General features: G+C 70.1%; 13 protein-coding genes. 5 read left to right on the top strand and 8 right to left on the bottom strand.

Annotation, left to right across the window (positions count from 1 at the left end; all coding sequences use genetic code 11):
- Positions 1-305: 305 nt before the first annotated feature.
- On the top strand, positions 306-1,244 hold the full coding sequence (locus tag NGB36_RS15770) for an oxidoreductase (RefSeq protein WP_255920903.1): 939 nt from the start codon (positions 306-308) through the stop codon (positions 1,242-1,244).
- Positions 1,245-1,310: 66 nt separating this feature from the next.
- Here the strand turns inward: NGB36_RS15770 and ppdK are convergent, their stop codons facing one another.
- The 3 genes from ppdK to NGB36_RS15755 all read right to left on the bottom strand — a co-directional run bounded on the left by ppdK (position 1,311) and on the right by NGB36_RS15755 (position 6,648).
- Positions 1,311-4,025 carry a pyruvate, phosphate dikinase gene (ppdK, locus tag NGB36_RS15765; protein WP_255920902.1) on the bottom strand — a complete coding sequence of 905 codons (2,715 nt, stop codon included), beginning with the start codon at positions 4,023-4,025 and terminating at the stop codon, positions 1,311-1,313.
- 458 nt (positions 4,026-4,483) lie between these two features.
- Entirely contained in the window at positions 4,484-5,701 is a 1,218-nt protein-coding gene (gene dusB, locus NGB36_RS15760; protein WP_255920901.1) for a tRNA dihydrouridine synthase DusB, read from the bottom strand.
- 68 nt (positions 5,702-5,769) lie between these two features.
- Positions 5,770-6,648: a helix-turn-helix transcriptional regulator gene (locus tag NGB36_RS15755; protein ID WP_255920900.1), complete on the bottom strand. Its 879-nt coding sequence runs from the start codon at positions 6,646-6,648 to the stop codon at positions 5,770-5,772.
- A 101-nt stretch (positions 6,649-6,749) separates the two neighbouring features.
- Between NGB36_RS15755 and NGB36_RS15750 the strand changes: the two genes are divergently transcribed.
- The 3 genes from NGB36_RS15750 to NGB36_RS15740 all read left to right on the top strand — a co-directional run bounded on the left by NGB36_RS15750 (position 6,750) and on the right by NGB36_RS15740 (position 10,209).
- Entirely contained in the window at positions 6,750-8,213 is a 1,464-nt protein-coding gene (locus NGB36_RS15750) for an MFS transporter (protein WP_255920899.1), read from the top strand.
- 95 nt (positions 8,214-8,308) lie between these two features.
- Complete coding sequence (locus NGB36_RS15745) at positions 8,309-9,754, top strand: MFS transporter (RefSeq protein WP_255920898.1); 1,446 nt, start codon at positions 8,309-8,311, stop codon at positions 9,752-9,754.
- Complete coding sequence (locus tag NGB36_RS15740) at positions 9,754-10,209, top strand: MarR family winged helix-turn-helix transcriptional regulator (RefSeq protein ID WP_255920897.1); 456 nt, start codon at positions 9,754-9,756, stop codon at positions 10,207-10,209. Before NGB36_RS15745 ends, NGB36_RS15740 begins: the two co-directional genes overlap by 1 nt.
- A 73-nt stretch (positions 10,210-10,282) precedes the next feature.
- Here the strand turns inward: NGB36_RS15740 and NGB36_RS15735 are convergent, their stop codons facing one another.
- Entirely contained in the window at positions 10,283-11,665 is a 1,383-nt protein-coding gene (locus NGB36_RS15735) for a glycine--tRNA ligase (protein ID WP_255920896.1), read from the bottom strand.
- A gap of 301 nt (positions 11,666-11,966) precedes the next feature.
- On the opposite strand from NGB36_RS15735, the gene NGB36_RS15730 reads away from it, so the two are divergent.
- On the top strand, positions 11,967-12,383 hold the full coding sequence (locus NGB36_RS15730) for a Fur family transcriptional regulator (RefSeq protein ID WP_255920895.1): 417 nt from the start codon (positions 11,967-11,969) through the stop codon (positions 12,381-12,383).
- A gap of 53 nt (positions 12,384-12,436) precedes the next feature.
- Here the strand turns inward: NGB36_RS15730 and NGB36_RS15725 are convergent, their stop codons facing one another.
- The 4 genes from NGB36_RS15725 to NGB36_RS15710 are packed head-to-tail and all read right to left on the bottom strand — an operon-like array spanning position 12,437 to position 15,201.
- Positions 12,437-13,279: an isoprenyl transferase gene (locus NGB36_RS15725; protein WP_255920894.1), complete on the bottom strand. Its 843-nt coding sequence runs from the start codon at positions 13,277-13,279 to the stop codon at positions 12,437-12,439.
- Between the two features lie 13 nt (positions 13,280-13,292).
- Positions 13,293-14,066 carry a DNA repair protein RecO gene (recO, locus tag NGB36_RS15720; RefSeq protein ID WP_255920893.1) on the bottom strand — a complete coding sequence of 258 codons (774 nt, stop codon included), beginning with the start codon at positions 14,064-14,066 and terminating at the stop codon, positions 13,293-13,295.
- A gap of 4 nt (positions 14,067-14,070) precedes the next feature.
- Positions 14,071-14,433, bottom strand: a complete 363-nt coding sequence (locus NGB36_RS15715) for a response regulator (RefSeq protein ID WP_255920892.1) — start codon at positions 14,431-14,433, stop codon at positions 14,071-14,073.
- A gap of 12 nt (positions 14,434-14,445) precedes the next feature.
- Positions 14,446-15,201, bottom strand: coding sequence for a TerB family tellurite resistance protein (locus NGB36_RS15710; protein ID WP_372509451.1), 756 nt, complete (start codon positions 15,199-15,201; stop codon positions 14,446-14,448).
- Between the last annotated feature and the right edge of the window lie 42 nt (positions 15,202-15,243).

The raw sequence follows: 15,243 nt of genomic DNA, 5'->3' as shown, positions 1-15,243 counted from the left end.
GCCGAGGAGGCACCCCACAGCGGCACCGACCCCCCAACGACGCCACGGCGCAACGCGAGCCCGGGCACGTGATCAGGCCAGTGACGGCAACGGCGCCAAGGCCCACGTGACCCCTCCCACGTGACCAGACCAGTCACGGCAAACGGTCACTCGGCTGTAGGGCATCAATCCCTCGAATGCCTTCGGCCCCAACGACGCCGAGGCGCACCCACGTGATCGGACCAGGTCGTTCGGCGCCGAGTGGCGGTAGCCGGACGGGGTAGATGAAATGGGATCGACGCGTACCCGAGGAGTGGGCTGCTGACATGGGCTGGACCGCGAACGACATCCCCGATCTGACCGGCCGCAGAGCCGTGGTGACCGGTGCCAACAGCGGCATCGGTTACTGCGCGGCACGGGAACTCGCGCGGCACGGCGCCCGCGTGGTGCTCGCCTGCCGCAGCGAGCAGCGCGGCACCGAGGCCGTGCGCCGGCTGACCTCCGAGGTGCCGGACGCCCAGGTGACGTTGCGCCTGCTGGATCTGGCGGATCTCGCGAGCGTGCGGGCCTTCGCCAAGAGGTACGGTGACGAGGGCGGCGAGCGGCTGGATCTGCTCGTCAACAACGCGGGCGTGATGGCGGTGCCGTACACCAGGACGGCGGACGGCTTCGAGATGCAGTTCGGGATCAACCACCTCGGCCACTTCGCGCTGACGGGTCTGCTGCTGCCGAAGCTGCTCGCCACTCCGGGCGCCCGCGTGGTCAGCGTCTCCAGCGGATTCCACGCGCTCGCCAACATCGATCCCGGTGACCTCAACAGCGAGCGCAAGTACGGGAGTTGGACCGCCTACGGCCGCTCGAAGACCGCCAACCTGCTGTTCATCCACGAGCTGGCGCGCCGTGTCGCCGCGGTCGATGCCGACCTGGTCGCGGCTGTCGCCCATCCGGGGTACGCCGACACCAATCTGACGTATGCCAGCGCCCGCATGGGCGACCGGCGCCTGTTCGAACAGCTGGCGCGGATCGGCAACCGGATCGTCGCCCAGTCCGCCGACGCCGGGGCGCTGCCCACCCTCTACGCGGCTACCGCCCCCGGCGTGCGGCCCGACGACTTCATCGGGCCGCGCTGGCAGGGCTGGCGCGGCAGTCCCGTCCGCTCCTGGCGCGCGCCGTGGACGCTCAACGACGTGGCCGCCGAGCGGCTGTGGAGTGCATCGGAGCAGCTGACGGGGGTCCGTTACGAGGGGCTCGCGGCCGCGGGGTAGCGCCCGACGAATGGGGGGCGGCGCCTCCGCACAGGCGCCGCCCCCGGTGAGGGTTCTACAGGTGGCTCATCGGTGGTCGCTGCCCCGGCTCTCGCTGGCGGCCCGGCCCGCCTCGAGACGCGCAACCGGGATCCGGAACGGCGAACACGAGACGTAGTCCAGGCCCACCTCATGGAAGAAGTGGACGGACTCCGGGTCGCCGCCGTGCTCTCCGCAGACCCCGAGCTTGAGGTCGGGCCGGGTGGCCCGGCCCGCCTCGGCCGCCGCCCGCACCAGGGAGCCGACGCCGTCGCGGTCGATGGTCTCGAAGGGGCTGACGCCGAAGATGCCCTTCTCCAGGTAGGCGGTGAAGAAGCTCGCTTCGACGTCGTCGCGGGAGAAGCCCCAGACCGTCTGGGTGAGGTCGTTGGTGCCGAAGGAGAAGAACTCGGCGGCCTCCGCGATCTGACCGGCCGTCAGGGCTGCGCGGGGCAGCTCGATCATCGTGCCCAGCGGCAGCTTGATGTCGGTGCCCGATGCCTGCTGCACCTCGGCGATGACCTGCTCGGCCTGATCGCGCACGATCTCCAGCTCCTGGACGGTGCCCACCAGCGGGATCATGATCTCGGCGCGCGGGTCGCCGCCCGCGCCGAGCCGCTGCGCCGCGGCCTCCGCGATCGCTCGTACCTGCATGGTGAACAGTCCGGGGATGACCAGCCCGAGGCGGACTCCGCGCAGGCCGAGCATCGGGTTCTGCTCGTGCAGCCGGTGGACGGCCTGCAGCAGCCGCAGGTCGTTCTCGTGGTCCTCGTGGCGGGACTCGGCGAGCGCGACGCGGACCGACAGGTCCGTGATGTCAGGCAGGAATTCGTGCAGCGGCGGGTCGAGCAGCCGTACCGTCACCGGCAGCCCGTCCATCGCCTCGAAGAGGTCGACGAAGTCCTGGCGCTGCAGCGGCAGCAGCGCCTCGAGCGCCGAGGCGCGCTCGTCGTCGGTGTCGGCGAGGATGAGCCGTTCGACGAGCTCACGCCGTTCGCCGAGGAACATGTGCTCGGTGCGGCACAGGCCGATGCCCTGGGCGCCGAAGCGGCGGGCGCGCGCGGCGTCCTCGGCGTTGTCGGCGTTGGCCCGTACGCGCAGACGGCGCACCCGGTCGGCGTAGGCCATGATCCGGTGCACGGCCTTGACCAACTCGTCGGCGTCGTCCGCACCCGCGTGCATCCGTCCCTCGAAGTATTCGACGACCGGGGACGGTACGACGGGTACCTCGCCGAGGTAGACCTTTCCGGTCGAGCCGTCGATGGAGACGACGTCGCCCTCCTCGACGACGGTGCCGCCGGGGACGGTCATCCGCCGCCGCTTGGTGTCGACTTCGAGCTCCTCGGCGCCGCACACGCACGTCTTGCCCATGCCGCGGGCGACGACGGCGGCGTGCGAGGTCTTTCCGCCGCGGGAGGTGAGGATGCCCTCGGCGGCGATCATGCCGTTGAGGTCGTCGGGGTTGGTCTCGCGGCGGATGAGGATGACCTTCTCGCCGGAGCGCGACCACTTGACCGCGGTGTATGAGTCGAAGACGGCCTTGCCGACGGCCGCGCCCGGGGACGCGGCGATGCCGCGGCCGACCTGCTCGGCCTGGGCGGACTCGTCGAAGCGCGGGAACATCAGCTGCGCCAGCTGCGCTCCGTTGACCCGCTGCAGCGCCTCGGCCTCGTCGATCAGGCCCTGGTCGACGAGCTGGGTGGCGATGCGGAAGGCGGCTGCGGCGGTGCGCTTGCCGACGCGGGTCTGGAGCATCCACAGCTTGCCGCGCTCGATGGTGAACTCGATGTCGCACAGGTCCTTGTAGTGCGTCTCGAGCGTCTCCATGATCTGCATCAGCTGGTCGTAGGAGGCCTTGTCGATCTTCTCGAGATCGGCGAGCGGCACGGTGTTGCGGATGCCGGCGACGACGTCCTCGCCCTGGGCGTTCTGCAGGTAGTCGCCGTAGACGCCCTGGTGGCCGCTGGCCGGGTCGCGGGTGAAGGCGACGCCGGTCCCGGAGTCGGGGCCGAGGTTGCCGAAGACCATGGAGCAGATGTTGACGGCGGTGCCGAGGTCGTGGGGTATGCGCTCCTGGCGGCGGTAGAGCTTGGCGCGCTCGCCGTTCCACGAGTCGAAGACCGCGCGTACGGCGAGGTCCATCTGCTCACGCGGCTCCTGCGGGAACTCGCGGCCGGCCTCCTTGAGCACGATCTGCTTGAATGCGTCGACGAGGGAGCGCAGGTCGGCGGCGTCGAGGCCGAGGTCGGTGGAGGCGCCCTTGGCGCGCTTGGCCTCTTCGAGCGCCTCCTCGAACAGGTCGCCGTCGACGCCGAGCACGGTCTTGCCGAACATCTGGATGAGGCGGCGGTAGGAGTCCCACGCGAATCGCTCGTCGCCGGCCTGGGCGGCGAGGCCGTCCACGGAGGTGTCGGAGAGGCCGATGTTGAGGACCGTGTCCATCATGCCGGGCATGGAGAACTTCGCCCCGGAGCGCACGGACACCAGCAGGGGGTTGTCGCTCTGGCCGAGCTTCTTGCCCATGCGCTGTTCGAGCGCGTCGAGGTGCGCACTCACCTCGTCGCGCAGCTCCGGCGGTTCACTGCCGGAGTCGAGGTAGACCTTGCAGGCGTCGGTGGTGATGGTGAAACCCGGAGGGACGGGCAGACCGAGGTTGGTCATCTCGGCGAGATTCGCGCCTTTCCCGCCGAGCAGGTCCTTGAGGTCCTTGTTGCCCTCAGTGAAGTCGTAGACGAACTTCTGGGGTGCTTGTTGTTCCGACACGGGACCGTTCTCCTCGCGTGCGGGGTTGCCCTGACGCCGGGGAGCGTACCCATCTCCCAGGCGACGCAGTGCGTCCAGAACCACGACACATGGCTGTAACCGCGCGTCTGCCACGAGATCGAATGCGAAACAGCCCCTCGCGCCTGCGATTGCGGGAAGTCAAGAGATCCTCAAGCTGCGTTCATTTCTCGAACACATAACGCCGATGTGTGATCATCCGTCCGCCTCTCGGTCACGATCCGTATTGATCGTTTGATTGATCGAATGGAACGGGCGTGGCACTCAGTGCCAGGCTTTGGAGGGTGTCCACAACCCGGAGGGCACTTCGAGAGTGCTCATCTGAGCGCAAGCCCTATCAAGCGTGGCGAGAATCACGCGCCGTCGATGGCTTCAGTCTTACATCGTGGACACCGGTTTGGCCTGTTTTACGCCCCGGCCGCTCTCCCTCCCGGGCAGCGTCAGCCGCCGGAGGTGTCGAGCTCCGCGTCCGCGCTCACCGCGGCGCAGTCGTACGGATCCCTCAGCCAGCCGTCCGGCAGCACCACGCGCTTGGTCCCGGCGGTCCGCCCGCGCGGGCCCTCCGCGTCCTGCGGCCACGGCTGGTCCAGGTCGAGCGCGCCCAGGTGCTCGTCGAGCTCGGCCAGCGACGAGGCCATGGCGAGGCGCTGCCGCAGCCGGGAGCCGACCGCGAAGCCCTTGGTGTACCAGGCGACATGCTTGCGGAAGTCGATGACCCCGCGCTGCTCGTCCCCCAGCCATTCGGCGAGCAGCTCCGCGTGGCGCCGCATCACGCCGGCGACCTCCTTGAGCGTCGGCCGGGCCTGGCCCACCCGTCGCCCACCACTACCCTCAGTGGAGGCTCCCCCGGACTCCGTCCGGGGGGACTCCCTGCGCGCCACCCCCTGCTCCGCCAGGCCCTCGAAGATGTTCACGAGATCGCCGAAGAGCCACGGCCGCCCCAGGCAGCCACGCCCCACCACGACGCCGTCGCAGCCGGTCTCGCGCATCATCCGTACCGCGTCGTCGGCGCACCAGATGTCGCCGTTGCCGAGCACCGGGATCTCCGGTACAGCCTCCTTCAGCCGGGCGATGGCCGACCAGTCGGCCGTGCCCCCGTAGTGCTGGGCCGCGGTGCGGCCGTGCAGCGCGATCGCGGCGACGCCCTCACCGACAGCGATGCGTCCCGCGTCGAGGTAGGTGAGGTGATCGTCGTCAATCCCCTTGCGCATCTTCATCGTCACGGGCAGATCACCGGCCCCGGCGACCGCCTCGCGCAGGATCGACCGCAGCAGGTTGCGCTTGTACGGGAGGGCGGAGCCGCCGCCCTTGCGGGTCACCTTGGGCACCGGGCAACCGAAGTTGAGGTCGATGTGGTCGGCGAGACCCTCGTCCGCGATCATCCGCACCGCGCGGCCGACGGTCGCCGGATCGACGCCGTACAGCTGGACGGAGCGTGGCTTCTCTCCGGCATCGAAGCGGATCAGCCGCATCGTCTTGGTGTCCCGCTCGACGAGCGCCCGCGTGGTGATCATCTCGCAGACGAAGATGCCCTTGCCGCCGGAGAACTCACGGCACAGCGTGCGGAACGGCGCATTGGTGATACCGGCCATGGGCGCGAGCACGACAGGCGGCCACACGGTGTGCGGACTGATCCGCAGGGCCTGCTCAGGCTTCATCGGCGGGCTTCCTCCGGGCGGGTACGGGCGGACGACGGACCTCCCATTCTCCCCCACCCGCCGCGCGCTCAGACCGCCACGGCCATCTCGCGCACACCGCCGCCCGCATCCGCGACCGCCAGCGCGTGCAGCCTTTCCAGGCGCTCACGGGTCTCGTCGTCGAGCGGCGTGTAGATCACCAGCCGGGTGCCGGCGCCCGGCTGCAGCCACATGCTGGTGTGCTCCATGTTCAGCAGGCCGACGTGGGCGTTGAGGAAGCGCTTGGGGCGGTTGGACGGTCCGACCACCTCATGCCGCTCCCACACCTCGCGGAACTCGGGCGAGGCCTGCTGGAGCCGCTTGACCTGGCACTTCCACACCGGCTCCGCAACGTGCTCGGCCATCACGGCGCGGAACTGCGCGATGCACCGGCGCAGTACCTGGTCGCGGTCGACGACCGCTTTCCGCCAATCAGGGTCGGTGCAGATCAGCCACAGCACGTTGCGGTTCTCGGGCGGCAGCGCGTCGAGGTCGCGGACGAGTCGGCCGTAGGTGCGGTTGTACGTGAGGATGTCGTACCGGGCGTTCATCACGCATGCGGGCAGCGGCTCGAGCTGCTCCATGGTGGCGCGGAGCGATGGCGTGACCGTGGGGCACTCCAGGTTCGGCGCCGGGTCGGAGAGGCCGGCGAGTACGAAGAGGTGGGCGCGCTCCGCGCGGTCGAGCATCAGGGTGCGCGCGACGGCGTCGAGAACCTGGGCGGAGACCTTGATGTCCCGCGCCTGTTCGAGCCAGGTGTACCAGGTGACCCCGACCGCGGAGAGCTGCGCGACCTCCTCGCGCCGCAGGCCGGGGGTACGGCGGCGCCGCCCGTTGGGCAGGCCGACCTGCTCAGGGGTGATGCGCTCGCGGCGGCTGCGCAGGAAGTCGGCCAGCTCACGTCGGCGTATGTCGGTGCTCGCGCTCATTAGACCAGCATGCCGCACCGCTCAGCCAGTTGCCAGGTTGTCCCAATACCTGGATAACCACACTCTGGTACCACCCTATTGGCTCCCGCACAGTTGACCCCGTGACCAAAGCGAACACAGCACTCACCGGGACCGATGTCCTCACCCCCACCAGGGCCGCGACACCAACGGCGGCGACCCCGCCAGTGCTCAGCGCGCTCGGACTGCTGACCCTGCTGCTCGGCGCCGCCCTGCCCATGATCGACTTCTTCATTGTCAACGTCGCACTGCCGACCATCGACCATGACCTGCACGCCGGACCCGCCCTGCTGGAGATGGTGGCGGCCGGATACGGCGTCGCCTACGCCGTGCTGCTCGTCCTCGGCGGACGCCTCGGCGACATGGTCGGACGCCGGCGCCTCTTCCTGCTCGGCACGGCGCTGTTCGCGCTGACCTCGCTCGCCTGCGGTCTCGCGCCCGACGCCTGGACCCTGGTCGGGGCCCGGGTGGCACAGGGTGCCGCGTCGGCGTTGATGCTGCCGCAGGTGCTCGCCACCATCCACGCCACCACCTCGGGCGCCAAGCGCGGCCGGGCGCTGGGTCTGTACGGGGCCACCGGCGGGATCGCGGCGGTGGCCGGTCAGGTGCTCGGCGGCTGGCTGGTCGCCGCGGACCTCCTGGGCACCGGCTGGCGCTCGATATTCCTGGTCAATGTGCCCGTCGCGGCCGCGGCCATACTGCTCGCGCTGCGGTCCGTCCCCGAGACCCGTTCGGCGAACCCGTCGCGCATCGACGCCAAGGGCACGGCACTGCTGGGCGCGACGCTGCTCGCACTGCTGGTGCCGCTGATGGAGGGCCACGCCGTCGGCTGGCCGCTGTGGTGCTGGCTGCTGCTGGCCGCGACGCCGTTCGTGGGCGCCGCGTTCTGGCTGGTGGAGCGGCGCGGCGAGCGCACCGGCGGTGACCCGCTGATCCCGCCGACGCTGCTGGCCAACCACGGGATGCGCAGCGGGCTGCGGGTGGCGCTGTTCTTCTTCACTGGCTTCGGCGGCTTCATGTTCGTCATCGCGGTGGCGCTCCAGCAGGGGCTGCGCCTCGGCCCGGTCGCGGCGGGCACGGCGCTGGTGCCGATGGCATCGGCCTACTTCGCCGCGTCGCTGCTCGCTCCGCGGCTCGTGACGCGGTACGGGCGGCGCGTGGTGACCACGGGGCTCTCGCTGCAGGGGATCGGGGTCCTCGTAGTGGTCGCCACCGTTCTGCAGGGCGGCTGGCCGCACCTGGGCGCGTTCGACTTCCTCCCCGGGATGCTGGTGCTCGGCTTCGGGCAGGGGCTGGCGATGACAACGCTCTTCCGCATCGTGCTCTCCGAGGTGCCGGCCGAGCGGGCGGGCGTGGGCAGCGGCGTGATGGTGACCACCCAGCAGTCCTCGCTGGCGCTCGGTGTGGCAACGCTGGGCACGCTCTTCCTGTCGCTCGCGGGCTCGATAGGCATGCGCGACGCACTGGCGGTTGCCCTGTTGGCCCAGGTCGCGGGGGTCGCGGCGTCGGTCGGGCTGAGCGTCCGGCTCCCGCGCACGGTCCGCTGACGGCGGGCCCGTCCCGGGCCCTTGGGGCGTGACGCCCGCAGTTGTAGGATAAAAATAATTCCACGTCTACAACTAATCGCTCCGAGGAGATGTACGTGCCCGAACTCAGCCGCAGGCGGCGCCTGCTCGTCCTGGCCATCTGCTGCATGAGCCTGCTGATGGTGAGCCTCGACAACACGGTGCTCAATGTCGCGCTGCCGTCGATGCAGAGGGAGCTGCACACCACGGTCTCGGGCCTGCAGTGGACCATCGACGCCTACACCCTCGTCCTGGCCAGCCTGCTGATGCTCTCCGGTTCGACCGCCGACCGAATAGGCCGCCGCCGCACCTTCCAGGTGGGCCTGGCGATCTTCACCACGGCATCGCTGCTGTGCAGCCTCGCCCCCTCCCTGGTGTGGCTCGTCGGCTTCCGCACGCTGCAGGCGATCGGCGGCTCGATGCTCAACCCGGTCGCGATGTCGATCATCACCAACGTCTTCACCGACCCCAAGGAGCGCGCCCGCGCGATCGGCGTGTGGGGCGGGGTCGTCGGGATCAGCATGTCGGCCGGGCCCGTCATCGGCGGACTGCTCGTCGAGACCACCGGCTGGCGTGCGATCTTCTGGATCAACGTACCCGTGGGCCTCGCGGCACTGCTGCTGACCAAGCTGTTCGTGCCCGAGTCGCGCGCGCCCAAGTCGCGCCGGGTCGACGCGGTCGGCCAGGTCTTGATGATCGCCCTGCTGGCCTCCGTCACCTACGCGATCATCGAGTCCCCAAGCCGCGGCCTCTCCTCGCCGCTGATCGTCACGTGCATCGTGATCGCCGTGCTCTCGCTCGCCGGTCTGCTGGCGTACGAGCCGCGGTGCAAGGAACCCCTGCTCGACCTGCGGTTCTTCCGCAGCGCGCCGTTCTCGGGCGCCACGGTGATAGCGATCTGCGGCTTTGCGGCGCTCGGCGGCTTCCTCTTCCTCAACACGCTCTACCTGCAGGACGTACGGCACCTCGACGCGCTCCACGCCGGCCTGTTCATGCTGCCGATGGCCGCGATGTCGCTGTTCTTCGCGCCGCTGTCCGGCCGCATCGTCGCCAGCCGCGGGCCACGGCTGCCGCTGCTGCTCGCGGGGACAGCCATGTGTCTGAGCGGCCTCGGCCTCGCCCTGCGGTTCTCCCCCACCACCCCGCTCACGGTGATCACCGGCGGCTACGTCCTGTTCGGCATCGGCTTCGGCCTGGTCAACGCCCCGATCACCAACACCGCCGTCTCCGGAATGCCGCGCACCCAGGCCGGCGTGGCGGCGGCGGTGGCCTCCACCAGCCGTCAGGTCGGCGCCTCGCTCGGGGTCGCCGTGATCGGCTCGGTGATGGCCGCGGGGGCGACGGGTGGCTTCGGCGCCGGGTTCACCGACGCCGGCCGAACGGCGTGGTGGATCATCGCCGGATGCGGGGCCGCTGTCCTGGTCGTCGGTAGCATCACGTCGGGCCGCTGGGCGCGGGCCACGGCGAACCGTACGGCGGAACGCCTGCAGACGGACGAGATCAAGATGCCGGTGAACGCGTGATGGGCGAGGTCAGACAGCTCGGGATGGACGCCGTCGTGAAGGACCGCGGCGAGGAGGCCGCACGCCGCGTATGGCGGGGGCTGCGCGAACTGGTCCTGGACCGCAACGACCGCCGCAAGGAGGCCGCCGAAGCGCTCGGCATGAGCTTCATCCGCGCCAAGGCGCTGATCCGCATCGCCGCCGAGCCGCTGACGTTGCGCGCGCTCGCCGCGCACCTGGTGATCGACGCCCCGTACACCACGCTCGTCGTCGACGACCTGGTCAAGCGGGGGCTGGTGGAGCGCACGGCCCATCCGGAGGACCGCCGCTGCAAGCTGGTCCATGCGACGGAGGCGGGGCTGGCCGCGGCCCGGACCGCGGGACGGATCCTGGACACCCCGCCGGACTCGCTGCGCACCCTCGACCCGGACGACATGGCCACGCTCGACCGGATCGTCGCGCGGCTGCTCGGCTGAGAAACCGATGAGGGGCCGGGGGTTCGAACCCCAGGCCCCTCGTGCGTCGGTGACGTCGGCGGCGTCAGCGGCCTCAGCAGCCGAGGAGGCGGCTGCCCAGGTAGCTCTCCACCTGGTCGAGGGAGACGCGCTCCTGCTTCATGGTGTCGCGCTCGCGCACCGTCACCGCGTTGTCGTCCAGGGTGTCGAAGTCGACGGTGACGCAGAACGGCGTGCCGATCTCGTCCTGGCGGCGGTAGCGGCGGCCGATGGCACCGGCGTCGTCGAAGTCGATGTTCCAGTACTTACGCAAGGATGCGGCCAGGCCCTTGGCCTTCGGCGACAGCTGCGGGTTGCGCGACAGCGGCAGCACGGCGACCTTGACCGGGGCGAGGCGCGGATCGAGCCGCATCACCGTGCGCTTCTCCATCACGCCCTTGGCGTTCGGCGCCTCGTCCTCGTTGTAGGCGTCGAGCATGAAGGCGAGCATCGCACGGTTGACGCCGGCTGCCGGCTCGATGACGTAGGGGAACCAGCGCTCCCCGGCCTCCTGGTCGAAGTAGCTGAGGTCCTGCCCGGAGGCCTTGGCGTGCGAGGAGAGGTCGAAGTCGGTGCGGTTGGCCACGCCCTCGAGCTCGGAGAACTCCGTGCCGCCGAAGTTGAAGCGGTACTCGATGTCAGCGGTGCGCTTGGAGTAGTGGGAGAGCTTCTCCTTGGGGTGCTCGTACCACCGGATGTTCTCCTCGCGGATGCCGAGGTCGCGGTACCAGTTCCAGCGCTGCTCCATCCAGTACTCGTGCCACTTCTCGTCCTCACCCGGCTTGACGAAGAACTCCATCTCCATCTGCTCGAACTCGCGGGTGCGGAAGATGAAGTTGCCCGGGGTGATCTCGTTGCGGAAGGACTTGCCGATCTGGGCGATGCCGAACGGCGGCTTCTTGCGCGAGGTCTGCTGGACGGCGGCGAAGTTGGTGAAGATACCCTGCGCGGTCTCGGGGCGCAGGTAGGCGATGGAGCCGGAGTCCTGGGTCGGGCCGAGGTGGGTGGAGAGCAGGCCGGAGAACTGCTTGGGCTCGGTGAAGCCGCCCTTGTTGCCGCAGTTGGGGCAGTTGATGTCGGCGAGGCCGTTCTCGGGCATGCGGCCGTGCTTCGCCTCGTACGCCTCCTCGAGGTGATCCGCGCGGAACCGCTTGTGGCAGGAGGTGCACTCGGTGAGCGGGTCGGTGAAGGTGGCCACGTGACCGGAGGCCTCCCAGACCTCACGGGCCAGGATCACCGACGAGTCGATACCGACCACGTCGTCGCGCGAGGTGACCATGGAGCGCCACCACTGGCGCTTGATGTTCTCCTTGAGCTCCACGCCGAGCGGCCCGTAGTCCCACGCGGCGCGCTGGCCTCCGTAGATCTCGGAGCAGGGGTAGACGAAGCCACGGCGCTTGCTCAGGCTGACGATGGTGTCGATCTTGTCGGCGGCCACGGTGCTCTCTTCAGTACGACGAAGCGGTCAGTGTGGGATCCGCCGGAGCACGCGTGCACATCTGTCACATCCGTCATGTCTGTCACAACTGTGCGGCCCACTGCGGCCCAGCGAATACCTCAGATTACCGGCGGGCGCACCCCTCGGATCAAATCGGTCGGCAATCGATTATCATTGACAATGATTTCCATTTTTGGCAATCGGCGATCGGTGCGGGTCCGACGCCCCAGTGATCACGCTGCGCTGGCACAATGGGTGGGCAATCGGGGAGCCCGCCCGTGCACGACCGAGGAGGACGACCGTGCCCACCGCCAACCCGCCCGTGCAGGGCCGTTCGACCCGCCAGCGTGCCGCCGTGTCCGCCGCCCTCAGCGAGGTCGACGAGTTCCGCAGCGCACAGGAACTGCACGACCTGCTGCGGCACCGCGGGGACTCGGTCGGCCTGACGACGGTCTACCGCACGCTGCAGTCGCTCGCGGACGCCGGCGAGGTGGACGTGCTGCGCACCAGCGACGGCGAGGCGGTCTACCGGCGGTGCAGCAGCGGCCACCACCACCACCTGGTCTGCCGCGGCTGCGGCAAGGCGGTCGAGGTGGAAGGGCCCGCGGTGGAGAAGTGGGCCGACGCGATTGCGGCGGAGCACGGGTACGTCAACGTGGATCACACGATCGAGATCTTCGGCACCTGCGCCGACTGCGCGGCGAGCGCGCAGGAGTAACCGCCCGGGAGCGCACCCCCGGGCGGTGCAGGCGTGGACCCGTGGGGGCCCCGCTACCCCTCCGCCGGAGCGGGCGGCGCACCCTTGGGGGCGACCTGGTTGGGCTTGGCCCCGCCGAAGCGGCGGTCCCTCGAGGCGTATTCGAGGCACGCGCGCCACAGGTCGCGGCGGTCGAAGTCCGGCCACAGGACGTCCTGGAAGACCATCTCCGCGTAAGCCGACTGCCAGATCAGGTAGTTGGAGGTGCGCTGCTCGCCGGACGGGCGGACGAACAGGTCGACGTCGGGCATGTCCGGGAAGTACATGTACTTCGACAGCGTCCGCTCGTTCACCTTCGACGGGTCGAGCCTGCCCGCCTTCACGTCCGCGGCGAGCGCGGCCGCCGCGTCGGCGATCTCCGCACGGCCGCCGTAGTTGACGCAGAAGTACAGCGTCATCGCGTCATTGGTCCGCGTCTGCGCCTCGGCGACCTGCAGCTCCTGGACGACGGACTTCCACAGCTTCGGCATGCGCCCGACCCAGCGGATCCGGATGCCGAGCTCGTCCATCTCGTCGCGGCGTCGCCGGATCACGTCGCGGTTGAAGTTCATCAGGAAGCGGACCTCTTCCGGCGAACGCTTCCAGTTCTCGGTGGAGAAGGCGTAAAGGGACAGGTTCTTGATACCCAGCTCCAGGCTGCCCTTGAGCACGTCGAGGACGACGGCCTCGCCCACCTTGTGGCCCTCGGTGCGGGGCAGACCGCGCTGCTTGGCCCAACGGCCGTTGCCGTCCATGACGATCGCCACGTGGTTCGGCACCAGCTCTGCGGGGATCTTCGGGGGCCGCTCACCGGACGGGTGCGGGTCCGGGGTCCGGTACTCCCGGCGACCCAGGCTGAGAATCCCACGACGTGCCATGCGCGTTTCTCTCCTACTGCTGGCTTCTTCCCGACACAGTGCCATTGTCGACGAACCGCAAGGAGCGCAGTCCCCGTTCCAGATGCCACTGCAGATACGCGGCGACGATCCCACTGCCCTCGCGGCAGTACCGGTCCTCCGCCGAATCCGCCCTCTCCCAGTCCCCCGCGAGCAGCGCTCCGAGGAGTTCAAGGGACTCCGGAGAGGGTACGACGCTTCCGGGTACCCGGCACTGCCCGCACACCGCTCCTCCCGATACGACCGAAAAGAATCGGTTCGGTCCGGGCATGCCGCACTGGGCACACGCCTCGAAGCTCGGTGCGTAGCCGTTGACGGCCAGCGACCGCAGCAGGAACGCGTCGAGCACCAGACGCGGGTCGTGCTCGCCGCCCGCCAGCGTGCGCAGCGCCCCGACCAGCAGCAGGTACTGCTGGACGGCCGGCTCGCCCTCGTGGTCGGTGAAGCGCTCCGCGGTCTCCAGCATCGCCGTGCCCGCCGTGTAGCGGGCGTAGTCGGTGACGATCCCGCTGCCGTACGCGGCGAGCGACTCGACCTGGGTGCACAGCGGCAGCCCGCGTCCGACCAGCTCGCCGCCGCGCGCGAAGAACTGCACGTCGACGTGGGAGAAGGGTTCCAGCCGCGCCCCGAACTTCGACTTGGTGCGGCGGACCCCACGGGCCACGGCACGCACCCGGCCGTTGCGCCGGGTGAGCAGGGTGATGATCCGGTCCGCCTCGCCCAGTTTCTGGGTGCGCAGCACGATGCCGTCGTCGCGGAACAGGGTCATGCGTTCATTGTCCCCGATGCGTCGTCGCGGCTGCGCTGCGGATCGCCCGCAGCAGCTCATCGGGGCTGACGTTCCTGGGGAGCACGCCGAACGCGGAGGCAGGCACGATGTACTCGTCGTACTCGTCGTGCGCGGCGAGCAGCAGAACCCGCACGCCGGTGGGCACCTGCACGTCGGCGAGCAGCGCGGTGTCGATCACCAGCACGTCGGCGCGTTCGTCACGTACCAGACCCGCCGCCTCGCCGGCGCTGCCCGCCTGCCCGACGACCTCCATGTCCCACGCGGACTCCACGAGCATCGCCAGGGCCGCTCGCACCAGGGGCAGCGCATCGGCGAGCACCACGCGGACGGGAGCGGGCCTGGCCACCCACGACACCCCTCAGGACGGGGTCCGGGCGGCTGCCTCCAGCAGTCGCTCGGTGTCCTCGGCGGGCAGCATCAGCGACCGGCCGACCGCGGCCAGGGCCTCGCGCTCCGCGGGCAGGTACGGGCCGTCGGCGAGGGCGATCCAGGCGCCTTGGAGGAGCAGCCGCTCGCGGCCCTGCGGGGCGAGGTGGCGGGTGAGCGGCGCGAGCGCCTCGTGCAGCTCGACCGACAGCCAGGTGCCGCATCCGTCGAGCGGTCCCGACAGCGGGTCGTACGCACCGGGCAGGCGCCCCTCGTCGGCGGCCAGCGCCGCGAGCAGCCCGACGAGCTGCGCCTCGGTGCAGTCGCTGAACCCGGCGTCGTGGACGGCTTCCAGTGCGGTCTCGCGCGCGTGACGGGAGCCAGCGCCGCCCGCGGTGAGGACGGCGAGGGCCACGGTGTGCACGGCGTCGCGCAGCATCGCGGAGAAGCGGCTGCTGGTGGGCTCGTCGAGCGCCTCCGGGCCGAAGCGGCGTTCGCAGACGCCGCATTCGATCACCGCGCCCGCCGGTCCCCGGGAGAGCACCGGGACGCCGAGCACGACGAGGCGGCTCTTCCCGGTGCGGAGCCGGTAGTTGCGGTCTCCGCCGCAGCCAGGGCAGAAGAACTCGCCGTCGCCTTCGGTGTGCCAAGCGATACGCACGCCCCAGATGCACAGTCCCACGTTGCGACCTCCGCCGTCTCGTCCTGGCACGTACCGAGGCACGGGCGCACGTGAGGGGCGATGCATCGCTCGACCGCTCCGGCAGCGGCGCCGGTGTTGCAGTGATGT

Source organism: Streptomyces humicola (assembly GCF_024436035.1).
Taxonomy (GTDB): domain Bacteria; phylum Actinomycetota; class Actinomycetes; order Streptomycetales; family Streptomycetaceae; genus Streptantibioticus_B; species Streptantibioticus_B humicola.
The sequence above is the reverse complement of the archived record's forward strand: the minus strand, read 5'-3'. Positions and strand labels throughout refer to the sequence as shown.

What these genes read in the sequence shown, in the direction of transcription:
- NGB36_RS15770 (WP_255920903.1), top strand. Translation starts at nt 306, where the DNA reads ATGGGCTGGACCGCGAACGACATCCCCGATCTGACCGGCCGCAGAGCC.
- dusB (WP_255920901.1), bottom strand. Translation starts at nt 5,701, where the DNA reads ATGAAGCCTGAGCAGGCCCTGCGGATCAGTCCGCACACCGTGTGGCCG.
- NGB36_RS15755 (WP_255920900.1), bottom strand. Translation starts at nt 6,648, where the DNA reads ATGAGCGCGAGCACCGACATACGCCGACGTGAGCTGGCCGACTTCCTG.
- NGB36_RS15740 (WP_255920897.1), top strand. Translation starts at nt 9,754, where the DNA reads ATGGGCGAGGTCAGACAGCTCGGGATGGACGCCGTCGTGAAGGACCGC.
- NGB36_RS15725 (WP_255920894.1), bottom strand. Translation starts at nt 13,279, where the DNA reads ATGGCACGTCGTGGGATTCTCAGCCTGGGTCGCCGGGAGTACCGGACC.
- recO (WP_255920893.1), bottom strand. Translation starts at nt 14,066, where the DNA reads ATGACCCTGTTCCGCGACGACGGCATCGTGCTGCGCACCCAGAAACTG.
- NGB36_RS15710 (WP_372509451.1), bottom strand. Translation starts at nt 15,201, where the DNA reads ATGCATCGCCCCTCACGTGCGCCCGTGCCTCGGTACGTGCCAGGACGA.